This window comes from Pseudomonas sp. PvP027, assembly GCF_017833005.1.
Classification (GTDB): domain Bacteria; phylum Pseudomonadota; class Gammaproteobacteria; order Pseudomonadales; family Pseudomonadaceae; genus Aquipseudomonas; species Aquipseudomonas congelans.
The window spans coordinates 2,298,989-2,323,218 of sequence record NZ_JAFIBK010000001.1 but is presented as its reverse complement, the minus strand read 5'-3'; the positions used below and the strand labels follow the sequence as shown (position 1 = coordinate 2,323,218).

Here is a 24,230-nt window from a genome sequence, read left to right as displayed (position 1 = left end):
GCAGGCAGGTGGGTAGCCGAAAGGGCAGGACAGCTTTGGTGAGGACTCTGAAATGAGCTTGATCGTCCGTGCCATGGCAGACAGTGACTGGTCTTCGCTGGCTGATATGTTTGAACAGCCGGTATTCCGTTGGTGGACGCTTCGTATGCCGCACCAGTCGAGCAATGACATAAAAAAGCTTGTTGAAAGTCGAAGCGCTTCCGGACTGTCGCTGGTTGCCGAGCGGGATGGCATGGTTGTCGGCTGCGCCATGCTCTATCGTTTTCAGGGGCGAAGGCAGCACGTAGCGGATTTCTGGATGGGGGTTGCAGACAGTTATCATCGCCAGGGCATTGGTGACTCGTTATTAAAAGAGCTCACTGCCACTGCCTGTCGGTGGATGAATTTAAAGCGCCTGGAGCTTACTGTTTTCGTCGATAACAAGCCTGCTATCGCACTGTATGAAAAGAATGGCTTTGTCATCGAGGGCACGCACAGAAAGTTTGCCTATCGAGATGGCGAGTACATAGACGCTTTCAGCATGGCAGCAGTCTACTGACGTATTTTAGAAAGACCCTCTGGCTGCAGCCTGTCTGTTATCAGGTACAAAGTCGGGTCCATGCAGCACTGGCCCAGCGCGTATCACTCATGAGCGCTGACTGGCTCGATTGCATCTTTCTCTTTAAGCCGCATCGCCACATTGTCCAGACTGACTTTGCAGACACCCCCTAGGCCCCTCTGCCCGCTTAAGCCACAATGACACCTTTCACCCACCAGCCTGCTGCGGGCTGTAAAAGGATTGGTGCTACTGATGATGCTCTCTTTCAAGCCATGGTTGCGGGGCCTGGCGCTGGTTTTGCCACTGGCTGCGTTGCTGACCGCGTGTGACAAGTCCGACAAGCCTGTGACGCCGTCTGCGCCGCCGCATACCACTTATAGCCAGGCTGGCTGGGACGCATTGCCGGCGGTGTCTGACGCGGATTTACAGGCCGGCTTTGCCTCGTGGCGCAGCGCGTGTGTCCGTTTGAAAGCCGATGCAGTGTGGGGGCCGACATGTGCGGCGGCTGCGAGTCTTGCGGCTGCGCCGGATGCTGCGCAGATCCGGACCTTTTTGCAGGAGCAGTTGCAGGTCTATAGCCTGCGCGCCGACGGGGGCAGTGCCGATGGCTTGATCACCGGCTATTACGAGCCTGTTTATCCGGGCAGCCTGACCCAGACTGCCACGGCCAATGTGCCGGTGTACGGCATTCCTGACGATCTGATCGTGGTCAATCTGGACAGCATTTACCCCGAGCTCAAAGGCAAGCGTCTGCGCGGTCGGCTTGAGGGGAGGGTGCTCAAGCCTTACGACGACGCCGCGACGATCAGTGCGCAAGGCTTGAACGCGCCGGTGATTGCCTGGCTGACCGACCCGATGGATCTGCAATTCCTGCAAATTCAGGGTTCGGGGCGCGTGAGTCTGGAGGATGGCTCACAGCTGCGTCTGGGCTATGCCGATCAGAACGGTCGTCCATATCGCGCGATTGGTCGCTGGCTGGTTGAGCAGGGACAGTTGAAGAAGGAAGACGTGACCATGGGCAGCATCGCGGCCTGGGCCAAGGCGCATCCGGAGCGGATCAGCGAGCTGCTGGCGAGCAATCCCAGCTACGTGTTTTTTGCCCGTAATCCCGACAGCAACGAAGGCCCGCGCGGCTCGCTGAATGTGCCGCTGACTCCGGGCTACAGCGTGGCCATTGATCGCAAGGTGATTCCGCTGGGCAGTCTGCTCTGGCTCTCCACGACGCGGCCGGATGGCAGCAGCGTGGTGCGTCCGGTCGCTGCCCAGGACACGGGCGGTGCGATTGCCGGTGAAGTACGCGCCGACCTGTTCTGGGGGACCGGCGATGAAGCGGGCAAGCTGGCTGGCGACATGAAGCAGAAAGGCAATATCTGGCTGTTGTGGCCCAAAGGCATGCCGTTGCCTCAGTCCGCAGAAACAGTTCCTGCAACAACCTCGGCTGCCGCTAGTAACTGAAATCCCTTCACCTCGATAGCTACCGTCCTGCTTCATGGACAGGTAGCTATCTTCTTAATATTCCCGTTTTCCTTCCAAATACGCCTGAGATAGCGAAATGCAATGGGGCGAGAGTGCTGCCAACAGCGCCGCCAGAGCCATCGGTTGGATATACGTCCCGGGCTTCGTATTACTCATTATCGCAAGCGTGCCGTAATAGCCTTCGCTGTGGATGCCGCGCAGGTATCAATCCTGGGTATTTTCTACGATGGACAGGACTTTGAGGCTGCCTTCAAGCTTATCTGGATGAGTGATAACACGTGGGGCAGGCAGTGGACTGACCTTTAACCAGCTCACCCCAAACGCGGATCAACCACAAACTCCAGCTCTTTCGCCGTCGCCACAACGGCCCTGAATTCCGGGTGCTGGACGTTGAGCAGGTAGTTGGACTCGCGCGGGATGATCACGCTGGGCACTGCCAGTGCCAGGCTCTGAGTGGAGGCCAGCCAGTCGTCGCCGAACGAGGCGGTTGCCGGTGGCGCGGGCTCTTCGCGCCAGTCGCGGGGCAGGGTGTCCGGGCGCGCATTGAGGACGTGCTCTTCGGCAATCTGCAGTTCAAGCATCGTGTAGTGCTGAGCCACAGTGGCGTTGTTCAGGTGCACCAGCACTTCCAGCAGGGCCAGTGACTCGCTGCCCGCGCAGTACACGCAGGCGTTGCCCTTGCTGTTCCAGCGTCCGCCGTAGAGCTTGGCGCCTTCGCCGTCGAAGGCCTGTGCCAGCCATTTGCGCTTGACCAGTCGATAGACCGCTATCACGCCACGACTCCGTGCTCCAGGCGGCCGATCAGGTCGAGTACTGCCTGAGCCTCCGCCGAGGTCGCGAGCATTTCCAGCGGCCTGCGATTGCCCAGCCCGTAGACCGGATTGGCCAGCCACAGACGAGTCGCTTCGGCGTCGTTTTCGAACAGGTCCAGCGCCGCCTTGTAAACCGCTGCCAGGCGGAACAGCCGATCGCTTTCCTCGGCATTGAAGCGGCGTACCTTGAGACGTCGCTGCAAGGTCGCCGGAGCGATGCCCAGATGCTCGGCCAGGGTCGAGCGGTTCAGGTCTGTGTAATGTGCCAGACGCTCGAAGACTTCATACGGCAAGCCGTCATGCAGCGCCGAGTACAGCCGCGCGCCGCGTGCGGGGATACCCAAGTGTTGCCAGAAATCGTCCTGCCGGGGCAGGGCCGGATGGTAGTCGCTGATGGGCAAGGACATGGCACACCTGTCTATCGAGTGATTGCTATTAAATCTATCAATTGATAATAGGCAGGTTTCAGACATCGCGATAGTGATTTACAGCAATCAATAGCGAATAAAACTACAGAAACTTCAAAAATCACCGACTTAGGCTATAGGTTTAGTTTGAATGTTACTGATCTCGCGTTATAGGCTCGACGTCAGTCGCTTCCGATGGTGCCGTCAAACGTATACGTGCTGCCCGCCGTGGTCAGCCTGATTTTCCTGCAGTGAGAACCACACGATGTCCACGCTTGCGCTATTGATATGCGATGACTCGAACATGGCGCGAAAGCAGCTGTTGCGCGCGCTACCTGAAGACTGGGATGTGTCGGTCACGCTGGCCACCCAGGGGCAGGAAGGCCTGGAAGCGATTCGTAAAGGTCAGGGCCAGGTGGTCCTGCTCGACCTGACCATGCCGGTGATGGACGGTTACCAGACGCTGACGGCGATTCGTGCCGAAAACCTCGACGCCAAGGTGATTGTGGTGTCGGGCGACGTGCAGGACGAAGCCGTACGTCGGGTCATGGAGCTGGGCGCGCTGGCGTTTCTGAAAAAACCTGCCGACCCGGACGAACTCAAAAGCACACTCGAGCGCCTTGGCCTGCTGGGCAAGCCTGCGGCGTCGCCAGTTGCACTGCCAGCGCTCAACAACAAGGGCGGGGTGATCAGCTTTCAGGATGCTTTCCGCGAAACCATCAACGTCGCCATGGGCCGTGCAGCGGCGTTGCTGGCCAAGGTACTGGGTGTGTTCGTGCAGTTGCCGGTGCCCAACGTCAACATGCTTGAAGTCGGCGAGTTGCACATGGCGCTGGCCGATGCGCACAGTGACCAGCGTCTGACCGCAGTGTGTCAAGGCTATATCGGTGGCGGTATCTCTGGTGAGGCGCTGCTGATTTTTCATGATTCGGAAATCTCCGGAATCTCGCAGCTGATGGGCGGCGATCACTCCGACAGTTCCGACATGGAGATGCTGCTCGATCTGTCCACGATCCTGATCGGTGCCTGCCTGAGCGGCATTGCCGAACAGATCGACATCGCCTTTTCGCAGGGCCATCCCCAGTTGCTGGGTGCGCAGGGCGGCATCGACGAGCTTATCCGCATCAATCAACAGCGCTGGAAAAAGACCCTGGCGGTCGAAATCAGTTACAGCGTGGAAGGCCACAATCTGCATTTCGATCTGCTGATGCTGTTCACCGAAGATTCGGTCGAGCTGCTTACCAAAAAACTCGCCTACATGATGAGCTGACCCATGAGCAACGCTATTGAAATCAACGAGCTTCATTGGTTGCTGGCCGTCACGCAGAACATTGACGTAGGCATCGTGGTGCTGGACCTGAACTATCGCGTGACGGTCTGGAATACCTTCATGGAAAACCGCTCTGGCGTAGTGCCCTACGTGGCAGTCGACAAGACCTTTTTCGAGATTTTTCCGGAGGTCAACGCGAAGTGGTTCAGCAAGAAAATCGATAACGTCGTGACTCTCGGCACACCGGCGTTCACCATCTGGGAGCAGCGGCCGTATCTGGTGCGCTTCAAGAACTATCAGCCGATTACCGGGCAGGAGGAGTTCATGTATCAGAACACCACACTGTTCCCGCTGCGTTCGACCACCGGGGCGATCAGCCATGTGTGTCTGGTGATCTATGACGTCACCGACGTCGCGGCCAACCGCAATCAGTTGCTGGCGGCCAACGACAAGCTGCAGCAACTGTCGGGTTCAGTGAAAAGCTGACCCTTCCCCTGGCGTGGCGATGAATGAAACCTGCACTGCGGGCTTGATCCCGCTCGTGCTAGGATCGCGATTTTTCCGCTGACGCTCAGGGACATCATGCGACCTCAAGCCACCCTCACTGTTTTGCCTGTCGAGCGCCCGCTGGTCGGGCGTGTCAGCCCGCCGGGCTCCAAGTCGATCACCAACCGTGCATTGTTGCTGGCCGGGCTCGCCAAAGGCACCAGCCGCCTGACCGGCGCGCTGAAGAGTGACGACACGCGCGTGATGTCCGAAGCCTTGCGTCTGATGGGCGTGCAGGTCGACGAGCCGGATGACAGCACCTTTGTGGTCACCAGCAGCGGGCATTGGCAGGCGCCACAGCAGGCGCTGTTCCTCGGCAATGCCGGGACTGCGACACGCTTTCTGACCGCTGCACTGGCCAACTTCGAAGGCGACTTCGTGGTGGATGGCGACGAATACATGCGCAAGCGCCCGATCGGCCCGCTTGTCGATGCCTTGCAGCGCATGGGCGTGGAGGTCAGCGCCCCCAGTGGTTGCCCGCCGGTGGCGATCAAGGGCAAGGGCGGTCTTGAGGCCGGTCGTATCGAAATCGACGGCAACCTGTCCAGCCAGTATGTGTCGGCACTGCTGATGGCCGGTGCCTGTGGCAAGGGGCCTGTGGAGGTTGCACTGACCGGCAGCGAGATTGGCGCGCGTGGCTATCTCGACCTCACGCTGGCGGCCATGCAGGCGTTCGGCGCCGAGGTTCAGGCCATCGGCGACGCCGCCTGGAAAGTCTCGGCTACCGGTTATCGTGCTACGGATTTCCACATCGAGCCGGATGCCTCGGCGGCCACTTATCTGTGGGCTGCGCAAGCCCTGACCAAGGGCACTATCGACCTCGGCGTGGCCAGCGATGCATTCACTCAGCCTGATGCGCTGGCCAGCCAGATCATCGCCAGCTTCCCGGACATGCCGGCCGTGATCGACGGCTCGCAGATGCAGGATGCTATTCCGACCCTGGCCGTACTGGCCGCCTTCAATCGTCAGCCGGTACGCTTTGTCGGCATCGCCAACCTGCGGGTCAAGGAGTGCGACCGTATCTCGGCGCTGTCCCACGGCCTGTGTGCCATCGCACCCGGTCTGGCGGTCGAAGAGGGTGACGACCTGATCGTCAAGGCCAACCCGGCGCTGGCAGGCACTACGGTCGATGCATTGATCGATACTCACTCCGACCATCGTATCGCCATGTGCTTTGCGCTGGCGGGCCTGAAGATCGCCGGTATCCGCATCCTCGACCCTGATTGCGTCGGCAAGACCTACCCTGGGTACTGGGATGCGCTGGCTTCATTGGGTGTAACCGTCCAGCGCTGACCGCAGGCGCAGCGGCCGTTTTTCAAATCCCGAAAAACGGCTGCATCATCCGCGCCAGCAGCCCATTGAAACGCAGCTTCGATTCAGTGGCCAGCACGCAAATGCATTCCCGGTCAGGGTAGGCGATGGGCTGGTGCTGGATATGACTGTCCAGATCGGCCACATCGTTGAGTCCGAACTCTCCCTGTACGTCGTAATACGCGCCCTTGAGGACCATGGTCATCTCGCCGCTTTCGTGGCTGTGGACCGGCATGCTCACGCCTGGGGCGATTTTCAGCAGCATCAGGTTGCCCTGTTCGATACCTTCAGCGCGTACACGCTGTACGCCGGGAACCAGCGTCTTCCATTTCAATGTGCTCAGGTGTCGACCAAAATGCGCCTGCATGCAGGCGGGCATAAGGTCCGGGTCCTGATTGGCCGCCGGCATCGCATGCAGGGCAGGCACAAGTCCAGCTTGCTGCTCGTTCAGCCGCGCCAGAATGGCCGATCTGCCCTTGAGTGGCACCACACTGCTGGTGTGCTGCTGCATCAACACACCGCCAATCGCTTCGGCCTGCCTGAGCCGCGCCCGGCACTCGGCGCAGCGCTCCAGGTGCGCGGCAGTGACCAACGAGATGACCTGCGACAGCGCTCCTGCGGCATAGCTGACCAGCGTGGCGTCGTCCGGATGATGTTGTGGGCCCATCATTATTCCTCTATCCGCGAGCGCAATTTTTGAAACGCCAGGCGCAGGCAGGACTTCACCGTGCCGAGCGGCATACCAAGGCGTTCGGAAATCTCCCGGTGGCTGAGCGCTTCGAAATACGACATTCGCAACACTCGGGCCTGATCGGCGGGCAGGTTCTGGATGGCGCTGTTCAGTTGTTGCTCCTGGCGCTGGCTGTAGTCGAGTGTTCGATCTACCGGAGCCTCCAGGCGCTCGAGTTGTTCCAGCGAGTTCTGCACCTGCACCCAGCCACGGTCCTTGCGCACACTGTCGATGTAAAGATTGCGTGCGATGCGAAACAACCACGTCCCCAGGCTGGCCTTGGCCGGGTCGAACGAGTCAGCCTTGTGCCACAGTTTGAGCAGCACTTCCTGCACCAACTCTTCGGCCTGACCTTCTGGCACATTCAGCCCGGTGAGGTAGCGCAACAAGCGCGGAGCGAAGTGATCGTAAATGCGCATAAAGCTGTCGCGGTCCCTCTGGCGGGCCACGGCGGTGACTTCATCGATCCAAAGTCGTGTGATTGTCGATTCGCTGTGAGAGGGGGACAAGTGACAGAAGGTCCTGAGACTGGCAGTTATGCGCATGATCCACCTTCTGATCACCATTGTGTGGGTTTGGTTCGCGACGCATAGGTGTTACGTAACGGGGTGGGGAGTGGATCACAGTGCATCAAGATAGGCGGCAGCGGTCGTTCAGCGTTGATGATGGCCCCTCGATGAATGACCGAGAGACGTATTCATGCCTGCCGCTTCAGCTCTTTGTAGCGAAGACTGAACCTCAAAGTCGCTGACTCTCCCTGCCGCAACAGCCTCAATCCTGGCCGTCCTGGCAAATGATGCGCGTTGACCGGATGGCTGACCGGTTCGAAGCAAAAGAAGTCCAGGCCCGGTGGGCAGAACACCAGAAAGTATTCGCTGCCGGTGGCCTGGCAGTGCAGTTCATAGCCCAGGTCCGGCTGGCTGATGATGCTCTGGCCATCCCAGCCGGTGAAACCGTTGTCCAGACGTGTGTCGGGCAGGGCGCTGCCGTGCCGGAAGTCCCACTCGGCGGGCAGGTCCTGCAAGGCGCTGGGCAAACCGGCTTTGTCGCACAGCCAGACCTGCGCGGCCTTGGCCTGCAGGCGAGTGTGGGCGGTGCGCGGCAAGTACGGGTGCAGGCCCAGTCCGTGCCAGACCGCGCGGCTATCCTGATGGGTGGTGCTCAGTTCGATGCTCAGCGTGCCGTCGTGCAGGGTGTAGCGCAGCTGCGCGCGGTAGGCGAACGGCGTCTGGCTGTCGAGTTGCAGGCAGACCTGCTCAGCGCTCTGCTCGATGACGGTCCATGCCTGCTGCCAGGCGCTGCCATGGATCGGCAACGGGTCGTTGGCACTGTTTGGCTCCAGGGCCAGCCAGCCGTCCGCTGTGTCAAAACCGCCGTTGCCGATCCGGTTCGACCACGGCGCCAGCGGGTAGCAGGCCAGCCGACGGGGTGTCCCGGCCGCCAGAGCCTGTTCGTCGCTCGGGCGCAGCAGGTGTTGCCCGCTGGCCAGGACACTCCAGTTGACGATACTGCCGCCGATATCGGGAGCCAGTGTCAGGCGGGTCAGGCCATCTTCAAGGATCAGTACGTTCGCGGGCATGCTTCAAAGCCTTCCTGGATGATTGAGAGTCAGGCGACTGGGCGCGCCGCCAGGTCAGCAGCACGATGCCGCTGACCACGATCAGCCCGCCGACCACCTGACCGCTGCTGAGTAATTGATCGAGAATCAGCCAGCCAAACAGCAGGCTGGCTACCGGCTCGATGTTCATCACCGGCGCGTTGCGGGCGATGTCCAGCCGTGCCATGCAGATGAACAGCAGCGAGAAGCCCAGACCGTACAAGACCACCAGACTGGCCAGTGCGGTCCAGCCGACAGAGCTCGTCGGCAGACCCACGCCACCGGGCAGCACGCCGCTGCTGCCGGCGATGGCCGCGACGACAAACACCACGGCCATGGTCAGCATGCTGCGCACGCTGCCGCGCATGCCCGCCAGTTTGTTATCGGTAATCCACAGCGCAAAGGCGAACACCACCGCAGCGGTCGACGCGTAGGCAACGCCCTCCAGCCATTGCGGCTCGCTGCTGCCGGGATTCGACAGGCGCTGCGGCACGTCCAGCGCCAGCGTCAGGCCAAACAGAATCAGGCCCATCAGGCCTGCTGCGCGCCGGGTTGGCCGGGCGCCGCCCAGCGCCCAGGTCAGCAACGCCAGCAGGATCGGCGAGACATTGACCACCAGCAATGCCAGGGCCACCGGAATACGCGCCACCGCCGAGTAGATGCAAAAGCTCTGAGTGGCGATAAGCAGTCCCAGAAGCAACTGCCAGCGCCAGGTACTGGCAGGCAGACTGAGCCTTTCACGCTGCCAGAGCACCAGGCTGACCAGCACCAGCAAGGTGACGCCGGAACGACAGAGTATGGCCAGCAGCAGGCCGGTGTCATGATCGAAGGCAATGCGTGCCGCGATGTGGTTGCCGGCAAACGAACAGGCCAGCAGCGCCAGGATCAGCACGGCAATGTGGCGGGGAAACAGGGCAGGGGCAGACATACGCAACCAGCCTCCTTGGCTGGACAACAGAGGTGCATGCCGGAGCGCTTTCAAGCGCTCCGGCAGCCTTGCAACTGGAGACTTTAGAGCACGACGCTCGGCAGCCACAGCGAGATGGCAGGAATGTAGGTCACCAGCATCAGCACCAGGAACAGCGCGACGTAGAACGGCACCAGTGCTTTTACCGTCGCTTCGATGGTGACCTTACCCACGGCGGCACCGACGAACAGCACTGCGCCCACCGGCGGGGTAATCAGCCCGATCCCCAGATTGACCAGCATGATCATGCCGAAGTGCACAGGATCGATACCGACACCGACGATGACCGGCAACAGAATCGGGGTCAGGATCAGAATCAGCGGCGCCATGTCCATGACCGTGCCGAGCAGCAGCAACATCACGTTGATGCACATCAGGATCACGTAGCGGTTGTCCGACAGGGTCAGGAACGCTGTGGTGATTTTCATCGGGATTTCCATCAGCGTCAGGATGTAACCGAAGCTGGCGGCAAAACCGATCAGGATCATCACGATGGAAATGGTGCGTGCCGCCCGGTGCATCAGTTTCGGCAGATCGCGCCATTTGTAGTCGCGGTAGATGAACATGGTGACGAAGAACGCCCAGAGCACGGCAATGGCTGCCGACTCGGTGGCAGTGAAAATCCCCGACAGAATGCCGCCGAGAATAATCACCATGGCCATCATCCCCCACAGCGCTTCACCGGCGATTTTCAGTGCCTGACGCAGCGGAATCACTTCACCCTTGGGGTAATTGCGCTTGCGCGCGAAGATCATGCACAGGCCCATCATCACTGCGCTGAGCAGCAGCCCCGGCAAGATCCCGGCCATGAACAGCGACGCGATCGACACCGTGCCGCCTGCTGCCAGCGAATAAAGCACCGAGTTGTGGCTGGGCGGTGTCAGCAGCGCCTGCACCGAGCCGCTGACGGTCACTGCCGTCGAGAAGTCCCGCGGGTAGCCGTTGCGTTCCATTTCCGGGATCAGCACCGAGCCCACTGAGGCCGTGTCGGCCACCGAGGAACCTGAAATGGCGCCGAAGAAGGTCGAGGCCACGATGTTGACCAGCGACAGGCCGCCACGCACGAAGCCCACCAGCACTGCGGCAAACGCGACCAGGCGTCGCGACATGCCGCCTTCGGCCATGATTGCTCCGGCCAGCACGAAGAACGGAATCGCCAACAGCGAGAATTTGTTCACCCCGCCCGCGATCTGGATCATCAGTGCATCGGCCGGAATGTCGATCCACCAGGCGCCGATCAGGGCTGAAAGGCCCAGCGCGTAGGCCACCGGCATGCCGATCAGGATCAGCGCGATAAAGCTGCCCAACAGTATAAAAGCGTCCATTTATGCGGCACCTTCGCTTTCTTCAATGACGTCGAACCGCATGACCGCGCGATGACTCTGGTCACCCAGCAACAGCCTTTCCAGGACGAATACCAGGGTCACAAGGCCGCCGATGGGGATCGGCAGATAAGAGATGCCGACGCGCAGAAACGGCAGTTCGCCGACGAACTGATTCCAGGTGGTGGCGCACAGCTTGAAGCCCTTGAAGATCATGAACAGGGCGACGATCGCCATCAGCACCTGCACCACCACGCTGGCGACTCTGCGCACCTGCAGCGGCATGCGGTCGACGGCCATCGATACGGCCATGTGCGCACCGGCCCGGTAACTGGCCGCTGCGCCGAAGAAGGTAAACACCACCATCAGCAGGATGGCGGTGGGTTCAGGCCAGCTGGAACCGCTGCCGAGGATGTAGCGGGCAAAGATGCCCCAGGGAATGATCAGGGTCATGATCAACACCGACAGACCGGCAATGCCGATGCAGACCCGATAAAGCGTGTCGTTGATGCGCAATAGCGTATTTTTCATGAGGCTCACCACTGCGGCGGCGAACGAGCTGGTGCTCGTTCCCGCTGCTTGATCGGGACAGGCTTATTGGGCCGCTTTGGGGGTACTTGCGGCCAGTGTCGGATCGGTCTGGACCGCTTCGATGCGGCTGATCAGATCCTTGTAAGGCGCACCGAACTTGTCGCGTACCGGCTGGGTGGCGTCGTAGAAGGCTTTCTTCTGCTCTGGCGTCAGCGTGATGAATTCCACACCTGCTGCCTTGAGTTTGGTCTCGGCATCGGCTGACGACTTGTCCCACAGCGCGCGCTCTTCCATCTGCGCTTCACGTGCGAGCTTTTTCACCAGCGCCTGCTGCTCGGGCTTGAGCTTTTCCCACGTGGTTTTCGACATCACGATGGGCTCGGGCAGGATCAGGTGTTCGGTCATGGTGAAGAACTTGGCGTTCTGGTAGTGGTTATGCTGGAAATACGTCGGCGGGTTGTTTTCCGCACCATCGATGACGCCGGTCTGCAGGGCGCTGAAGATCTCGCCGGTGGCCATGGCGATGCCGTTGCCGCCCATGTCGTTGATGGTTTCGATGAACACCGGATTGCCCTGGACACGGATTTTCATGCCTTTGAGGTCGGAAATCTGCCGTACCGGTTTCTTGGTGTACAGGTTGCGGGTGCCGCCATCCATCCAGGCCAGGGCGACCATGTTGAATTGCGAATTGGTGATCTTGTCGAGGATTTCCTGACCGATCTCGCCATCGATGATGGTGCGCATATGCGCCTGATCACGGAATACGAACGGCAGGTTGAAGACGTTGACGTCCGGCACCACCGGGCCGACGATGCCGAGGCTGACGCGGGTCATCTGCACGGCACCGCTCTGGACCTGCTCGACGACCTCCTTCTCGGAGCCGAGCACGCCGCCCGCGTACATCTTGAAACTGATCTCGCCTTTGGACTGTTCTTGGAGTTTATTGCCCATGTTCTGCTCTGCCACGACCGGCGCATAGCCTGCCGGGTGAACTTCGGCGAACTTGATTTTGACCTCGGCGTGGGCCATGCCCGACACACAGAAGGCCAGCGGAAGTGCAGCGATGAGAAGCGTGCGTTTGAAATCCATGGATATCTCCGATTTTGTTATTTTTGGTCGAGCTACGGGATTTTCGGTAGGGCGCTGTCAGCCCTGAAACGTGGGTTCCTCCAGGCCTTTGACGCCAGGTCGCAGTGCGAACACGCCACCAGCCAGCGGCTGATCGCCGAGATCGCCACCCGGGCGAATGGACGTCACGAACAGGGTGTCCAGATTGGGGCCGCCAAAGGCACACATGGCTGGCTTTTTCACCGGCACGACCAGCGAGCGGTCGAGTTTGCCGGTGGGGGTGAAGCGGTGAACCAGGCCTGCGTCGTTACCGCAGATCCAGTAGCAGCCGTCGGTGTCGATCGCCGCACCGTCAGGGCGGCCCAGGTGATGGTTCATGTCGACAAACAGGCGGCGATTGTGCGGCGTGCCGCTGTCGGTGTCGTAATCGAAAGCCCAGATCTTCTGCACGCTGGGGTGCGAGTCGGACAGGTACATGACCTTGCCGTCGGGGCTGAACGCCAGGCCATTGGGAACGATGAAGTCTTCGAGCTGAGCGTCCAGTGTCGTCTGGCCTGGGCTGTAGCGATACAGCGCACCCACCCTCGCACCGGCAGCCATGTCCATGAACATGGTGCCCGCCCAGAACCGACCCTGTCGGTCGCATCGGCCGTCATTGAAGCGCATGCCTGTCTGCGCGTGTTCGACGCTGGCCAGAAGCGTGCTGATCAGGCTGCCGTCTTCGCAGGGCTGCAAATGAAAGATTCCGTTCTCCATCCCTGCAACCCAGCCACCCCGGCTGTCAGCGGCGATACAGGCCAGCATCTGCGGCGCCTTCCAGCTGCGCGTGCTGTCCTGATTGAAGTCCCAGCGATGCAACTCGCCCTTGGGAATATCCACCCAGTACAACGCTTGATCACGCACGCTCCAGACCGGGCTTTCGCCGGTGGCGTTCTGTGCATCGACAATCAGTTCGGCATCCATGGCAGTTCGTGTCTCCAGAGTGTTGCGAGAGGAAAGCGCTGCTTATTGGTCGCCGAACGGTCCTGAAGCGACAAAGGCACCGCCCTGGTAGAGCATTGCCGGGTCATCGGCTGCCGGCAGCGGCTGGGCTTCGACCTTCTCGCGGAACACTTCCGAGCTGTCTTTCGGGGTGTAATCCAGTTTGCTGGCCAGGCGGTTGTCCCACCAGACGGTCTTGTTGTCCGAGACGCCGTAGACCACGGTATGGCCCACGTCTGGCGTGTACAGAGAGCGTTCGATCAACTGGGTCAGGTCGGCAAAGCTCAGCCAGGTGCTCATCATTCGGCGGTTTTGCGGTTCGGCAAACGACGAGCCGATGCGGATGCTCACGGTTTCGATGCCGTAGCGATCGAAGTAGAAGCTGGCCATGTCTTCGCCGTAGGACTTGGACAGACCGTAGTAGCTGTCCGGGCGGCGAGGGGAGTGCGCGTCGATGGTTTCGCTCTGCTTGTAGAAACCGATCACGTGGTTGGAACTGGCGAAGATCACGCGTTTTACGCCGTGCCGGCGGGCGGCTTCGTAGATGTGGAACACACCGCAGATATTGGCGCCGAGGATTTCTTCGAACGGTCGCTCGACCGATACACCGCCGAAATGCACGATCGCGTCGACGCCTTCGACCAGTTGGTGTACGGCGTCCTTGTTGGCCAGATCGCAGACGTGCACTTCTTCACGGTCGTTGGTGGCGGGTGCCATCTCGGCAATGTCGGAGAGCCGCAGCACTTTTGTGTAAGGGCGCAGTGTTTCGCGCAATACCTTGCCCAGGCCACCTGCCGCGCCGGTCAGCAGGAGGCGATTGAAGGGAGTTTGAGTGGTATGAGCCGATGCCATGAGAGAAGTCCCGATTGTTATTTTTGTCATCTGTTGTCGTATGACTTGCCGGATTATCGGCACCGCATACGTTGATTGTCAACGCGGCCAAGGTCTAAAAACGGCCTGTCCACGCGCTTGGCCGGATACATTTGTAACAAGGCAAAACCTGCCGTTGCCGACAGGCTCTGCCAGCGGTTTCAGAGCAACGAAATAGGGTAGCTGACGAACACGCGATTCTCGTCGAATTCGTTGGCACTGAAATCACGACGCAGGCTGGAGTTGCGCCATTTGACGTTCAGATTCTTCAGCGCACCGCTCTGTACGGTGTAGGCCAGCTCAGACTCCCGACCCCATTCCTTGCCGTCGGTGATGTTGCCGGTGTGCACATTGTCGCCGTTGATGTAGCGATTCATCAGGGTCAGGCCGGGCACGCCCAGCGTCGCAAAGTTGTAGTCGTGGCGCAGCTGCCAGGATTTCTCTTTGGCGTTGTCGTAGCTGGAGTTGTAACTGTCGTTGGCCAACGTACCGCCACTGGTGCCGTTGACGCGCATCCACGCCGTATCGCCAGTCAGCTTTTGCAGGCCGACATAGAAGGTGCTGCCACCATAGCGGGCCGAGAGCAGCGCATAGGCCGTCTTGTTGTCCAGGTCACCGGCCAGTTTGTTGCCGTCTTCCTTGCCGATGAAATAACCCAGGTTCGCGCCCAGGGTCCAGTCGCCGAGCGGCTGGCTGTGCAGCAGGTTGAAGAATTGCTGCTGATAGATGTCCTGCAGCTCCGAGTACCAGACGCCTACCTGAGTGCGCTTGTCGTTGAAGACATACTCACCGCCGCCGAAGTTGAAGCGGTCCGAGGTGAATGCGCCTCGCCCGTTCAGCGACATGTCTTCCATGCTCGCATCGTTGCGCGGGCTGTTACCGCGGAACTGCCCGCCATACAGCGTCAGGCCGTCGATCTCCTTGGAGGTGACCTGGCCACCGCGAAACGTCTGCGGCAACGAACGACCGTCATCGGAGCGCAGGATCGGCAGCACCGGCATCCACTCGCCGACCTTCAGTTCGGTCTTGGAAATCCGCGCCTTGCCTGCCACGCCCAGACGCCCGAAATCATCGGCCGGACGACCGTCGCTGTGGATCGGCAGCAACTGGGTGCCGCCCGTGCCCTTACCGCCATCGAGCTTGAGCGAATACAGGCCCAGCACGTCAACCCCGAAACCCACCACGCCCTGAGTGAAGCCCGACTTGGCGTCGAGAATGAAGCTTTGCGTCCACTCTTCGGCCTTGTTCTGCGGCGCCGCACTGTTCGGGAAAGCCGGGTTGGTGAAGTTGCGGTTGAAGTAGGCATTACGCAGGGTGAGCGTGGCTTTGGTGTCGTCGACGAAACCCTCGGCCATGCCGAGCATCGGGAAAATCAGCGTCATGCCGCCGACGCCCAGCAGGATGCGTGAGCGGGTAGTGTGAGATGTCATTATTGTTGTGCTCCCTTGTTTAGTGAAACCGTCCCCTTTCCTGGCCGCGCGCAAGCGGCGGCCGACACCTTCGAGGATTACGTGATGCCTGTCGCCAGGCATGGCCTCGACCTGCAGGCGGCCGAGTACCGTTCGCTGTGTTTCAGCGAATGTTGTGAATCGAGAAGGGTGTCTGGTAGTGCGGGTTTTCAATAAACGAGGTGTCACTGATCAAGGCGTCGATGATTGAGCCCTTGCTGATCGAGCGGGCGGGCGCGGTATGAGTGTTCATGATGGAAAGGCCTCGGTGTTGTTTTTATTTTTTGGCGTTATAGGTTGTCGTACAACTATGAGGATTATTTGCAGACCGCTGCCGCGTTGTCAACGCACCCATGGTCGAGGTTTAACGATTCACCGGTCATTTGCAGTGCCCCTGTAAGCAAAATTAAATGCGAGTGAACGCTGCGGGCGTGTGTGCAGTCCACCCGGTAATCCCGTTCATTTTTTGGAGACTGCCGAATGAATCGTTTCACCCAAAAAGTCATCGTCGTCACAGGTGCCGGTTCCGGAATCGGCGAAGCGACCGCCAAACGTTTTGCCGAGGAAGGCGCAAGCGTCGTACTGGTCGGGCGCAATCGCGACAAGCTGGCCAAAGTGGCCGCACAACTGAAAGGCGAAGGGCACTTGATCAGAGCCACGGATGTGGCCGACCCGAGCGACGTGGAAGCGCTGTTCAAGGAAGTCGCGACCCGCTTCGGGCGTCTGGATGTGCTGGTCAACAATGCCGGCATCGTCAAGTCCGGCAAAGTGACCGAGCTGGGCATAGAAGACTGGAAAGAGCTGATGTCCGTGGACCTGGACGGTGTGTTCTATTGCACCCGCACCGCCATGCCGGCACTGATCGCCAGTAAAGGCAACATCATCAATGTCTCGTCGGTGTCCGGCCTTGGCGGCGACTGGGGCATGAGCTTCTATAACGCGGCCAAGGGCGCCATCACCAACTTCACCCGTTCGCTGGCCATGGACCATGGTGCTGACGGCGTACGCGTGAATGCCGTCTGCCCCTCACTGACCCGCAGCGAGCTGACCGAAGACATGCTGGGTGACAAAGCATTGATGGCCAAATTCATGGAGCGCATCCCTTTGGGGCGCCCGGGCGAAGCCGAAGACGTCGGCGACGTGATTGCCTTTCTGGCCAGCGATGACGCGCGCTTCGTGACCGGCGTCAACCTGCCGGTGGACGGTGGCCTGTCGGCTTCCAACGGGCAGCCGCCCCAGGCGTGACGTTCACGCAGAAACAATCAAGCCCGGTAAAGACCGGGCTTGATGTCAACGCCGGGTGATCAGATCCGGAAGTGGCTGACCATCGTCTGCAACTGCCCGCCCAGGCGCGCCAGTTCGACGCTGGACGCAGCGGTCTCTTCGCTGGCCGAAGCGGTCTGCTCGGACACATCGCGCACATTGACGATGCTGCGGCTGATTTCTTCAGCGACCGCGCTTTGCTCTTCAGCGGCGGCAGCAATCTGCTGGTTCATCGCCTGAATGCTTGACACCGTTTGTGTGATGCTGCCCAACGACGTGCCAGCCTTACGGCTGAGGGTCACGCTGCTGACAGTCAGTTCACGGCTGTTGAGCATGATGCTGGACACCTGGCGCGTACCGCTTTGCAGCGCAGCGACCAGTGTTTCGATCTCCACGGTGGATTGCTGCGTACGTTGGGCCAAGCCGCGGACTTCGTCGGCGACCACCGCAAAACCACGCCCGGCTTCACCCGCACGAGCCGCTTCGATAGCAGCGTTGAGCGCCAGCAGGTTGGTCTGTTCGGCCACTGCCTTGATGACGTCCATGACCTTGCCGATCTTGTCGCTTTCCTGCTCCAGCTGAGTCATGGCATCGGCGGAACGACCCACTTCGTTGGCCAGACGCTCGATCTGGGCGATCGCTTCACCCACCACCTTGTCACCGTCACGCGCTTCGCGGTCGGCGTTGGACGCGGCCTGCGAGGCCTGTTCGGCGTTACGCGCCACTTCCGCAACCGTCGCCGACATCTCGTGCATGGCGGTGGCGACCTGATCGGTTTCGACTTTCTGGCTGTTGACGCCGGCGCTGGTCTGTTCGGTAACTGCTGACAGCTCTTCCGCGGCACTGGCGATCTGTACGACGCTGTCGCGAATACCGCCAATCAGCTCGCGCAGGGTGCTGCCCATGCGTTGAATGCCTTGCTGAAGAACACCCAGTTCATCACGGCGCGTCACGGCCAGAGTCTGGGTCAGGTCACCGGATGCAATACGGTCGACCACCGCCAGGGTTTCCTGCAGCGGACGGGTAATCTGCCGGGTGATGATCACTGCGGCGATGATGCCCAGAATGATAGCCAGCAATGTGCAGACGATCTGAGTGGTACGCGCCTGTGCGCTTTCCTGATCGCGGCGATCCAGTTGCAGCTTGTACATGTCCTCGCTGATCTTGACGATATCCTGCCCTTGCGTGGTCATTTCCTTACGCGCCTGGACAATCGTGCCTGTGGCGGCCTTGAAGTTTTGCAAGGTCGTGCGGTACGCCATCAATGAGGTTTCCAGCTGCCTGAGCTGATCGGCCTGAGTGCCGCTGAAGGTCGCCTTGAGCGCGTCCAGATCCTTGATGGCCGCATCCAGTTTCGAGACAGCTGCCTGCTCGGTCTCGGGCGTGGCATTGGTGGTGTAGCCGCGCACTTCATAGCGCGCGAGTCTCAAGTCATCTTTGGCATCGGTGACGAGCCGGTACTGCTCGAAGCGGTTGGCGTCAGCCGGGTCCATGTTTCTGACTTCAGTCACAAGCTGCTCGAACACCGCGAGGCTTTTGCTCGCGTGAGTCGTCAGTTCATCACGAGCAGCGGTGCTGGACCTGTAGCCACTGCGCATGTTGTTGAGGGACTTCTGGTAGTCAGCGATCACGACGCCCAACTGCTCGAGCATTTTCACGTTTTCGGGACTTTTGAACGAGGCCTGCAGTTTTTCCTGGTAGGCCTTGAAGCTGTCCAGAGAAACCTGCACGGTTTCAGCGACCTTCTCGTCGCCGTCGGCCACCATATATTGCAGGCGTGTCACGCGCAGTTTGGTCAACTGTGCATTGAGTGACGTAATGTCACTCATCCAGTTGCTGCGCTTGATCAGTCCGCCCATGCTGGTCCAGCCAGTCAGTGCAAGAATGGCTGTAAAAACAAGTACCAGACCGAAGCCAAGGGCAAGTTTCATATTCACGCTGATGTTTGCAAACCAGCTACTCATTGAATTCTCCAACAACTGCCATTGAAACGGTCTTATCCCTGAAAAGTATGGCTTACAGGTCAGGGGTGGGTTTAGGTATACAGACGCTATCGGCAGGGACTGGCCAAGCTAAAATAAAAAATAAAGAAAGTTCCGCGACGCCCCGGATATTTTTTCCCAGGCATATCATTTGCGCCTGCACACCGTTATAAAGCACCGCCGAAGTCATTCAAACAGAGCGCCGCATTTCCTGTGAGACGGCACACTGTCGGCTGTGTTTGCGAGATTAAAACCCTATCCGTTGCAGGTTCATTGTGTGTGCAGGGCATGACATTTTTTATGTCGCAAGTTGCTCTGGCATCCGAACCTGCTTCCAGCAGTCCTGTTGAGATGCCTTGTCATGAATTTGAAGTTTCGTCATAAGATTCTGCTGGCCGCGGCCGGTGTGGTGGTGCTGGCATTCGCCTTGTTCACCTTGTACAACGATTACCTGCAACGCAAGACGATCAACCAGAACCTTGAGTCCTCTGTCGCTCAGGCAGGTCAGTTGACTGCCAGCAGCGTCCAGAACTGGCTGAGCGGGCGCATTCTGGTGCTGGAAAACCTCACCCAGAACGTAGCCTTTCAGGGCGTCAATTCCGACCTCGGCGGGCTGGTGTCGCAGTCTGCGCTGGTATCGACCTTTCAGTTCACCTATGTCGGTGACAGCAAAGGCGCGTTTACCCAGCGACCCAATGTGGATATGCCGGCGGGCTACGACCCTCGCCAGCGGCCCTGGTACAAGTCCACCGTCGACGCAGGCAAGACCATTCTCAGCGCGCCTTATCTGGCTTCCGTGGGTGGTCTGGTGGTAACGATCGCCAGCCCGGTCAAGGCCGCAGGCCAGGTTACGGGTGTCGTCGGCGGCGATCTGAGCCTCGACACACTGGTCAAGATCATCAACTCGGTCGAATTCGGCGGGCTGGGTTATGCCTTTCTGGTCAGTGGGGACGGACAGATCATCGTCAGTCCTGACAAGGACCAGGTGATGAAAAACCTCAAGGATATCTACCCCGGACAGACCATCAGCCTGGATGCCCGCTTGCGTGAGGTGACCCTCAATGGTCAGCAGCGGCTGCTGTCCTTTACCCCGATCACCGGGCTGCCTTCGGCTGACTGGTACATTGGTCTGTCGATCGACAAGGACAAGGCCTATGCGCCGTTGAGCCAGTTTCGCAGTTCGGCGATGGTTGCCGTGCTGATTGCAGTGGCCGTGATTGCGTTGCTGTTGAGCCTGCTCATTCGTGCGCTGATGCGCCCGTTGACCGACATGGGCCGCGCGATGCAGGACATCGCCCAGGGCGAGGGTGATCTGACCCGGCGTCTGAGCATTCAGGGCAAGGACGAGTTCGCCGCACTGGGTGGCTCGTTCAATCAGTTCGTGGAGCGCGTTCATGCGTCCATCGTTGAAGTCTCATCCGCGACGCTTCAGGTGCATGACCTGTCGCAACGGGTGGTCAACTCCTCCAATTCGTCCATCGTCGGTTTCGACGAGCAGAGCGCCCGAACCAACAACGTCGCTGCAGCGATCAACGAGCTGGGGGCCGCAACCCAGGAGATTGCCCGCAACGCATCGGACGCTTCGATCCAGGCCAGTGAGGCCCGCAATCAGGCAGAAGACGGTCAGGTAGTGGTCGAGAAGACAATCAACGCCATGAGCGCGCTGTCGGCCAAGATCAGTGATTCCTGCACGCAGATCGAGCAACTCAACGCCAGCACCGAAAACATCGGCCACATCCTGGATGTCATCAAAGGCATCTCGCAACAGACCAACCTGCTGGCCCTCAACGCGGCCATCGAAGCCGCTCGCGCGGGTGAGGCCGGACGCGGTTTTGCGGTAGTTGCCGACGAGGTGCGCAACCTTGCGCATCGTACCCAGACATCGGCCGACGAGATCCACAAGATGATTGGCGGCCTGCAGACCGGCTCTCAGCATGCCGTACTCAACATGAATGAAAGCCAGACGTCGAGTCAGGAAAGTGTCGAAGTTGCCAATCAGGCGGGCAGTCGCCTACGCGATGTAACGCGGCGCATTGGCGATATCGATGGCATGAATCAATCCGTTGCCGCTGCGACAGAAGAGCAGACTGCTGTTGTGGAAACACTCAATATCGATATCAATCAGATCAATACGCTCAATCAACAAGGCGTGGCCAACCTTAATGAAACGCTCAAGGATTGTGCTGCACTTTCGCAACAAGCCGGGCGTTTGAAGCAACTGGTCGACAGCTTCAAGATTTGACCGTACATCCAGTAACAGAGGCCGGCCACTTACAGGTGGCCCGGCCTTTAAGCGTGAGAGATCAAACGCACCAGCGCGTGGTATTTCAGCAAACCCGCTGGACCGCCCGGCGTCATCCGCCCATGAAAAAGCCTGCTCGATGGCAGGCTTTTTGTCAGAGATCCTTTTTAACCTCTTTATCGATGTGCTTGTCAGCCTTGTGACGCTCCTTGTCGTCATGCTTCGCACCTTTGTCGACCTCGTCGGCGTCGTGCTTCATACCCTTGTCCACTTCCTTGGCGTCATGATCGACACCTTTATCCAGCTCACGGTTATCGTGTCGGACACCCTTTTCCAGTTCACTCTCTGCAAGGGCGACGGGCGCTACAGCACCCGCCAGGAAGAGGGCGGCAGTCATTGAGAGTACGAGTTTACGCATGCTTTGCTCCTTCATGAGAAATGCTGGCTCGTCTTGAGCCATCATTTTCGAGCATAGACCAGACATTCAAAGTGAAAAATGCAGTTCGTCGAAAGGCCGCCTCGGGTAATGATCCAGTCCAGTCGCGGCCTTCAAACAGCTGCTTTCACCAGAATGCTTTCGTCGATCTGCTCAATCGACGTCACCCCGGTCAACGTCATGGCGACATGCATTTCCCTGGCAAAAATATCCAGCATATTCTCGACGCCACGCTGCCCATCGGCGCCCAGCGCATAGGCCATCGAGCGCCCGAGCAACACGCCTTTGGCGCCGAGGGCGAGCATGCGCACCACATCAAGACCCGAGCGAATGCCGGAGTCGACCAGCACTGTCATGTCACTGCCGACAGCCTGGGCAATGGGCGGCAATGCCCTGGCGGTGGACAGCGCACCATCCAGCTGACGTCCGCCGTGGTTGGATGCCACAATGCCGTCCGCGCCAAAGCTCAGCGCATCCCTGGCATCCTGCGGATCAAGAATGCCTTTGATGATCATCGGCCCTTGCCAGAACTCGCGGATCCACTCCAGATCCTTCCAGCTGATCGACGGGTCGAAGTTGTTCGCCAGCCAGCCCACGTAGTCCTCCAGCGTGGTGGCTTTACCCAGGTATCTGGAGATATTGCCCAGATCATGAGGGCGACCGAGCAGGCCGACATTCAAGGCCCAGTCAGGCTTGGTCATGGCTTGCAGAATGCGTCGAGGCGCGGCATAGGGCCCGGACATACCCGAGTGTGCATCTCGATAACGCGCGCCGGGCGTCGGCATGTCGACGGTAAAGACCAGCGTCGTGACACCCGCCGCCTTGGCACGCTCCAGAGCGTTTTTCATAAAACCACGGTCTTTGAGCACGTAGAGCTGAAACCAGATCGCCTGTTTGCTCTGCGACGCTACCTCCTCAATCGAACACACAGACACCGTCGACAGACAGAATGGAACCCGCTTGCTCGCCGCCGCCTTGGCTGCCTGCACCTCACCCCGTCGCGCATACATTCCGCTCAGGCCTACGGGGCTGAGGATAATCGGCATGGCCAGGGATTCGCCAAACAGCCTGGTTTCAAGGCTCAGGTTGTCGACATTTTTGAGAACGCGCTGGCGCAGACTGATATCGCTCAGGTCCGAACTGTTGGCGCGCAGCGTGTGTTCTGCATACGCACCACCGTCAATGTAATCAAACAGAAAGCGCGGGAGTTTGCGTTTGGCCGCTGCACGGTAATCGGATGCTGAAGAAATAATCATGACGGTTTTCCTGGGCGAATAAATCTGCGAACCGAGGCCGCCAGACATGAGCGGCAGGTTCAGATTACGAAAAAACCGACTATGATCAAAACAACTAATACAACTTGAATTCAGTCGGAAATCGAATACTTGTGAACCTTCGAACATTGCGCACTTTTGTCGAAGTGGTACGTCAGGGTAGCTTCTCCCATGCCGCTGACGTTGTATCGCTTACCCAGTCCACCGTCAGCAAAGCCGTCAAGACGCTTGAAGATGAATTGGGTACACCGCTGTTGAGCCGTATTGGCCACCGCAGCGAACTGACCGCTGCCGGTGAAATCGTCTACCGGCGCGCGCTGACCCTGTTGGCCGAGCGCAACGATCTGCTGACTGAGCTCAACGACCTGCGCGGTTTGAAAGGCGGCGTGCTGCGCATCGGTCTGCCACCCGTGGGCAGCGGTGCGCTTTTCGCCGCGATGTTCACTCAATACCGGGCCCGCTATCCTGATATTGATATTCAGCTCACGGAACACGGCGCGAGCAAACTGCATGAGTGCCTGGCTTCGGGAGAAGTAGAGCTGGCTGCACTGTTGAAGATGAACTCATTCAGTGAAGAGTTCGATTACCAGGATGTGCGCATCGAGCCGGTGGTGGTGGTCATGGCAGAAACCCATCCGTTGGCAAAGCGCAAACGGGTCGTCATTGAAGAACTGGCCGAAACACCGTTTATCCTCTTCGAAGCCGGGTTTGCACTGAACGCCATGATTAAACTGGCATGCGACCGCAAGGGCGTTACGCCCAAAGTGACCGCACGCAGTGGTCAGGTCGACTTTATTGTCGATCTGGTCTCGGCAGGGCTGGGGGTCGCGTTCCTGCCAAGAATGCTGGCGCAGAAGCATTATCACGACGGGATTCGATTGGTTGCGCTGAGCGAGCCGGATACCGATTGGCATATGGTGTTGGCATGGCGCAAGAACGCGCACTTGTCACCTGCGGCCGAGGCCTGGTTGGCGCTCGCCAGGGAAACCCGTCTGCAAATGAAATCCTGATTTGGGCCGATCATTCCGGACGCGTGCTTAGCGTGATCGATGCTGGGGGGCATAAGGAGGGACAAGACGGGAAAGCCAGAAACAAGAAAGCCCGCACGAGGCGGGCTTCTTGTTGACTCACAGTTATCAGAAGAAAACTGTGAATCGGT

24 protein-coding genes are annotated in these 24,230 nt (G+C 59.4%); 8 read left to right on the top strand and 16 right to left on the bottom strand.

All coding sequences use genetic code 11. The annotated features are described in order from the left end of the window. Positions 1-52 precede the first annotated feature (52 nt). Both JOE33_RS09705 and JOE33_RS09700 read left to right on the top strand, forming a co-directional pair. Positions 53-538: a GNAT family N-acetyltransferase gene (locus JOE33_RS09705; RefSeq protein WP_187626073.1), complete on the top strand. Its 486-nt coding sequence runs from the start codon at positions 53-55 to the stop codon at positions 536-538. Between the two features lie 252 nt (positions 539-790). Next, a complete protein-coding gene (locus JOE33_RS09700; RefSeq protein WP_010430353.1) occupies positions 791-1,993 on the top strand; it encodes an MltA domain-containing protein in 1,203 nt (400 codons plus the stop codon). Between the two features lie 332 nt (positions 1,994-2,325). On the opposite strand, the gene JOE33_RS09695 is transcribed toward JOE33_RS09700, so the two are convergent. Both JOE33_RS09695 and JOE33_RS09690 read right to left on the bottom strand, forming a co-directional pair. After that, positions 2,326-2,787: an RES family NAD+ phosphorylase gene (locus JOE33_RS09695; protein WP_032613389.1), complete on the bottom strand. Its 462-nt coding sequence runs from the start codon at positions 2,785-2,787 to the stop codon at positions 2,326-2,328. After that, positions 2,784-3,233: a DUF2384 domain-containing protein gene (locus tag JOE33_RS09690; RefSeq protein WP_003408523.1), complete on the bottom strand. Its 450-nt coding sequence runs from the start codon at positions 3,231-3,233 to the stop codon at positions 2,784-2,786. The genes JOE33_RS09695 and JOE33_RS09690 overlap by 4 nt, the downstream gene beginning before the upstream one ends. Positions 3,234-3,498: 265 nt before the next feature. Between JOE33_RS09690 and JOE33_RS09685 the strand changes: the two genes are divergently transcribed. The 3 genes from JOE33_RS09685 to aroA all read left to right on the top strand — a co-directional run bounded on the left by JOE33_RS09685 (position 3,499) and on the right by aroA (position 6,342). Then, on the top strand, positions 3,499-4,503 hold the full coding sequence (locus tag JOE33_RS09685; RefSeq protein ID WP_003433765.1) for a response regulator: 1,005 nt from the start codon (positions 3,499-3,501) through the stop codon (positions 4,501-4,503). A gap of 3 nt (positions 4,504-4,506) precedes the next feature. Further along, the gene (locus JOE33_RS09680) at positions 4,507-4,989 is read left to right on the top strand and encodes a PAS domain-containing protein (protein WP_010430341.1); all 483 of its coding nucleotides are present in this window, start codon (positions 4,507-4,509) and stop codon (positions 4,987-4,989) included. Positions 4,990-5,085: 96 nt separating this feature from the next. Continuing rightward, positions 5,086-6,342 (top strand): 3-phosphoshikimate 1-carboxyvinyltransferase, encoded by a 1,257-nt coding sequence (gene aroA, locus JOE33_RS09675; protein ID WP_096103465.1) that lies wholly within the window; start codon positions 5,086-5,088, stop codon positions 6,340-6,342. Positions 6,343-6,364: 22 nt separating this feature from the next. Here the strand turns inward: aroA and JOE33_RS09670 are convergent, their stop codons facing one another. From JOE33_RS09670 to JOE33_RS25995, 11 genes are all read right to left on the bottom strand, one after another. Further along, the gene (locus JOE33_RS09670) at positions 6,365-7,027 is read right to left on the bottom strand and encodes a ChrR family anti-sigma-E factor (protein WP_187626084.1); all 663 of its coding nucleotides are present in this window, start codon (positions 7,025-7,027) and stop codon (positions 6,365-6,367) included. A 2-nt stretch (positions 7,028-7,029) separates the two neighbouring features. After that, complete coding sequence (locus tag JOE33_RS09665) at positions 7,030-7,539, bottom strand: sigma-70 family RNA polymerase sigma factor (RefSeq protein WP_032613391.1); 510 nt, start codon at positions 7,537-7,539, stop codon at positions 7,030-7,032. 248 nt (positions 7,540-7,787) lie between these two features. Continuing rightward, positions 7,788-8,669 carry an aldose 1-epimerase gene (locus JOE33_RS09660; protein ID WP_187626074.1) on the bottom strand — a complete coding sequence of 294 codons (882 nt, stop codon included), beginning with the start codon at positions 8,667-8,669 and terminating at the stop codon, positions 7,788-7,790. After that, positions 8,644-9,615, bottom strand: coding sequence for a DMT family transporter (locus JOE33_RS09655; protein ID WP_096129856.1), 972 nt, complete (start codon positions 9,613-9,615; stop codon positions 8,644-8,646). Before JOE33_RS09655 ends, JOE33_RS09660 begins: the two co-directional genes overlap by 26 nt. Positions 9,616-9,698: 83 nt before the next feature. Continuing rightward, positions 9,699-10,979 carry a TRAP transporter large permease gene (locus JOE33_RS09650; RefSeq protein WP_003421655.1) on the bottom strand — a complete coding sequence of 427 codons (1,281 nt, stop codon included), beginning with the start codon at positions 10,977-10,979 and terminating at the stop codon, positions 9,699-9,701. Further along, a complete protein-coding gene (locus JOE33_RS09645) occupies positions 10,980-11,507 on the bottom strand; it encodes a TRAP transporter small permease (RefSeq protein ID WP_010430325.1) in 528 nt (175 codons plus the stop codon). A gap of 63 nt (positions 11,508-11,570) precedes the next feature. Continuing rightward, the gene (locus JOE33_RS09640; RefSeq protein ID WP_187626075.1) at positions 11,571-12,596 is read right to left on the bottom strand and encodes a TRAP transporter substrate-binding protein; all 1,026 of its coding nucleotides are present in this window, start codon (positions 12,594-12,596) and stop codon (positions 11,571-11,573) included. A 57-nt stretch (positions 12,597-12,653) separates the two neighbouring features. Continuing rightward, positions 12,654-13,538, bottom strand: coding sequence for an SMP-30/gluconolactonase/LRE family protein (locus JOE33_RS09635; RefSeq protein WP_032613398.1), 885 nt, complete (start codon positions 13,536-13,538; stop codon positions 12,654-12,656). 42 nt (positions 13,539-13,580) lie between these two features. Beyond that, positions 13,581-14,408 (bottom strand): NAD(P)-dependent oxidoreductase, encoded by an 828-nt coding sequence (locus JOE33_RS09630; RefSeq protein ID WP_010430315.1) that lies wholly within the window; start codon positions 14,406-14,408, stop codon positions 13,581-13,583. Between the two features lie 179 nt (positions 14,409-14,587). Further along, on the bottom strand, positions 14,588-15,856 hold the full coding sequence (locus JOE33_RS09625) for an OprD family porin (RefSeq protein ID WP_187626076.1): 1,269 nt from the start codon (positions 15,854-15,856) through the stop codon (positions 14,588-14,590). Positions 15,857-15,998: 142 nt separating this feature from the next. Beyond that, positions 15,999-16,127 carry a hypothetical protein gene (locus tag JOE33_RS25995; protein WP_274603194.1) on the bottom strand — a complete coding sequence of 43 codons (129 nt, stop codon included), beginning with the start codon at positions 16,125-16,127 and terminating at the stop codon, positions 15,999-16,001. A 227-nt stretch (positions 16,128-16,354) separates the two neighbouring features. Between JOE33_RS25995 and JOE33_RS09620 the strand changes: the two genes are divergently transcribed. Continuing rightward, positions 16,355-17,119 (top strand): SDR family oxidoreductase, encoded by a 765-nt coding sequence (locus JOE33_RS09620; protein ID WP_004402570.1) that lies wholly within the window; start codon positions 16,355-16,357, stop codon positions 17,117-17,119. Between the two features lie 59 nt (positions 17,120-17,178). Here the strand turns inward: JOE33_RS09620 and JOE33_RS09615 are convergent, their stop codons facing one another. Beyond that, positions 17,179-19,101 carry a methyl-accepting chemotaxis protein gene (locus JOE33_RS09615; RefSeq protein WP_187626077.1) on the bottom strand — a complete coding sequence of 641 codons (1,923 nt, stop codon included), beginning with the start codon at positions 19,099-19,101 and terminating at the stop codon, positions 17,179-17,181. A 379-nt stretch (positions 19,102-19,480) separates the two neighbouring features. On the opposite strand from JOE33_RS09615, the gene JOE33_RS09610 reads away from it, so the two are divergent. Continuing rightward, complete coding sequence (locus JOE33_RS09610) at positions 19,481-21,361, top strand: methyl-accepting chemotaxis protein (protein ID WP_187626078.1); 1,881 nt, start codon at positions 19,481-19,483, stop codon at positions 21,359-21,361. Positions 21,362-21,515: 154 nt separating this feature from the next. Here JOE33_RS09610 and JOE33_RS09605 read toward each other — a convergent pair whose 3' ends face one another. Together JOE33_RS09605 and lldD are read right to left on the bottom strand one after the other, a co-directional pair. Beyond that, positions 21,516-21,779, bottom strand: coding sequence for a hypothetical protein (locus JOE33_RS09605; protein WP_010430304.1), 264 nt, complete (start codon positions 21,777-21,779; stop codon positions 21,516-21,518). Between the two features lie 131 nt (positions 21,780-21,910). Continuing rightward, positions 21,911-23,053: an FMN-dependent L-lactate dehydrogenase LldD gene (gene lldD / locus JOE33_RS09600; protein ID WP_187626079.1), complete on the bottom strand. Its 1,143-nt coding sequence runs from the start codon at positions 23,051-23,053 to the stop codon at positions 21,911-21,913. Positions 23,054-23,184: 131 nt separating this feature from the next. On the opposite strand from lldD, the gene JOE33_RS09595 reads away from it, so the two are divergent. Beyond that, positions 23,185-24,081 carry a LysR family transcriptional regulator gene (locus JOE33_RS09595; protein WP_187626080.1) on the top strand — a complete coding sequence of 299 codons (897 nt, stop codon included), beginning with the start codon at positions 23,185-23,187 and terminating at the stop codon, positions 24,079-24,081. Positions 24,082-24,230 lie beyond the last annotated feature (149 nt).

Coding starts and splice junctions, on each gene's coding strand:
- JOE33_RS09630 (WP_010430315.1), bottom strand. CDS start 14,408: ATGGCATCGGCTCATACCACTCAAACTCCCTTCAATCGCCTCCTGCTG.
- JOE33_RS09605 (WP_010430304.1), bottom strand. CDS start 21,779: ATGCGTAAACTCGTACTCTCAATGACTGCCGCCCTCTTCCTGGCGGGT.
- JOE33_RS09705 (WP_187626073.1), top strand. CDS start 53: ATGAGCTTGATCGTCCGTGCCATGGCAGACAGTGACTGGTCTTCGCTG.
- JOE33_RS09685 (WP_003433765.1), top strand. CDS start 3,499: ATGTCCACGCTTGCGCTATTGATATGCGATGACTCGAACATGGCGCGA.
- JOE33_RS09650 (WP_003421655.1), bottom strand. CDS start 10,979: ATGGACGCTTTTATACTGTTGGGCAGCTTTATCGCGCTGATCCTGATC.
- JOE33_RS09645 (WP_010430325.1), bottom strand. CDS start 11,507: ATGAAAAATACGCTATTGCGCATCAACGACACGCTTTATCGGGTCTGC.
- JOE33_RS09615 (WP_187626077.1), bottom strand. CDS start 19,101: ATGAGTAGCTGGTTTGCAAACATCAGCGTGAATATGAAACTTGCCCTT.
- lldD (WP_187626079.1), bottom strand. CDS start 23,053: ATGATTATTTCTTCAGCATCCGATTACCGTGCAGCGGCCAAACGCAAA.
- JOE33_RS09620 (WP_004402570.1), top strand. CDS start 16,355: ATGAATCGTTTCACCCAAAAAGTCATCGTCGTCACAGGTGCCGGTTCC.
- JOE33_RS09700 (WP_010430353.1), top strand. CDS start 791: ATGATGCTCTCTTTCAAGCCATGGTTGCGGGGCCTGGCGCTGGTTTTG.
- JOE33_RS09660 (WP_187626074.1), bottom strand. CDS start 8,669: ATGCCCGCGAACGTACTGATCCTTGAAGATGGCCTGACCCGCCTGACA.
- JOE33_RS09655 (WP_096129856.1), bottom strand. CDS start 9,615: ATGTCTGCCCCTGCCCTGTTTCCCCGCCACATTGCCGTGCTGATCCTG.
- JOE33_RS09690 (WP_003408523.1), bottom strand. CDS start 3,233: ATGTCCTTGCCCATCAGCGACTACCATCCGGCCCTGCCCCGGCAGGAC.
- JOE33_RS09640 (WP_187626075.1), bottom strand. CDS start 12,596: ATGGATTTCAAACGCACGCTTCTCATCGCTGCACTTCCGCTGGCCTTC.
- JOE33_RS09625 (WP_187626076.1), bottom strand. CDS start 15,856: ATGACATCTCACACTACCCGCTCACGCATCCTGCTGGGCGTCGGCGGC.
- JOE33_RS09610 (WP_187626078.1), top strand. CDS start 19,481: ATGAATTTGAAGTTTCGTCATAAGATTCTGCTGGCCGCGGCCGGTGTG.
- JOE33_RS09635 (WP_032613398.1), bottom strand. CDS start 13,538: ATGGATGCCGAACTGATTGTCGATGCACAGAACGCCACCGGCGAAAGC.
- JOE33_RS09670 (WP_187626084.1), bottom strand. CDS start 7,027: ATGGGCCCACAACATCATCCGGACGACGCCACGCTGGTCAGCTATGCC.
- JOE33_RS25995 (WP_274603194.1), bottom strand. CDS start 16,127: ATGAACACTCATACCGCGCCCGCCCGCTCGATCAGCAAGGGCTCAATC.
- aroA (WP_096103465.1), top strand. CDS start 5,086: ATGCGACCTCAAGCCACCCTCACTGTTTTGCCTGTCGAGCGCCCGCTG.
- JOE33_RS09680 (WP_010430341.1), top strand. CDS start 4,507: ATGAGCAACGCTATTGAAATCAACGAGCTTCATTGGTTGCTGGCCGTC.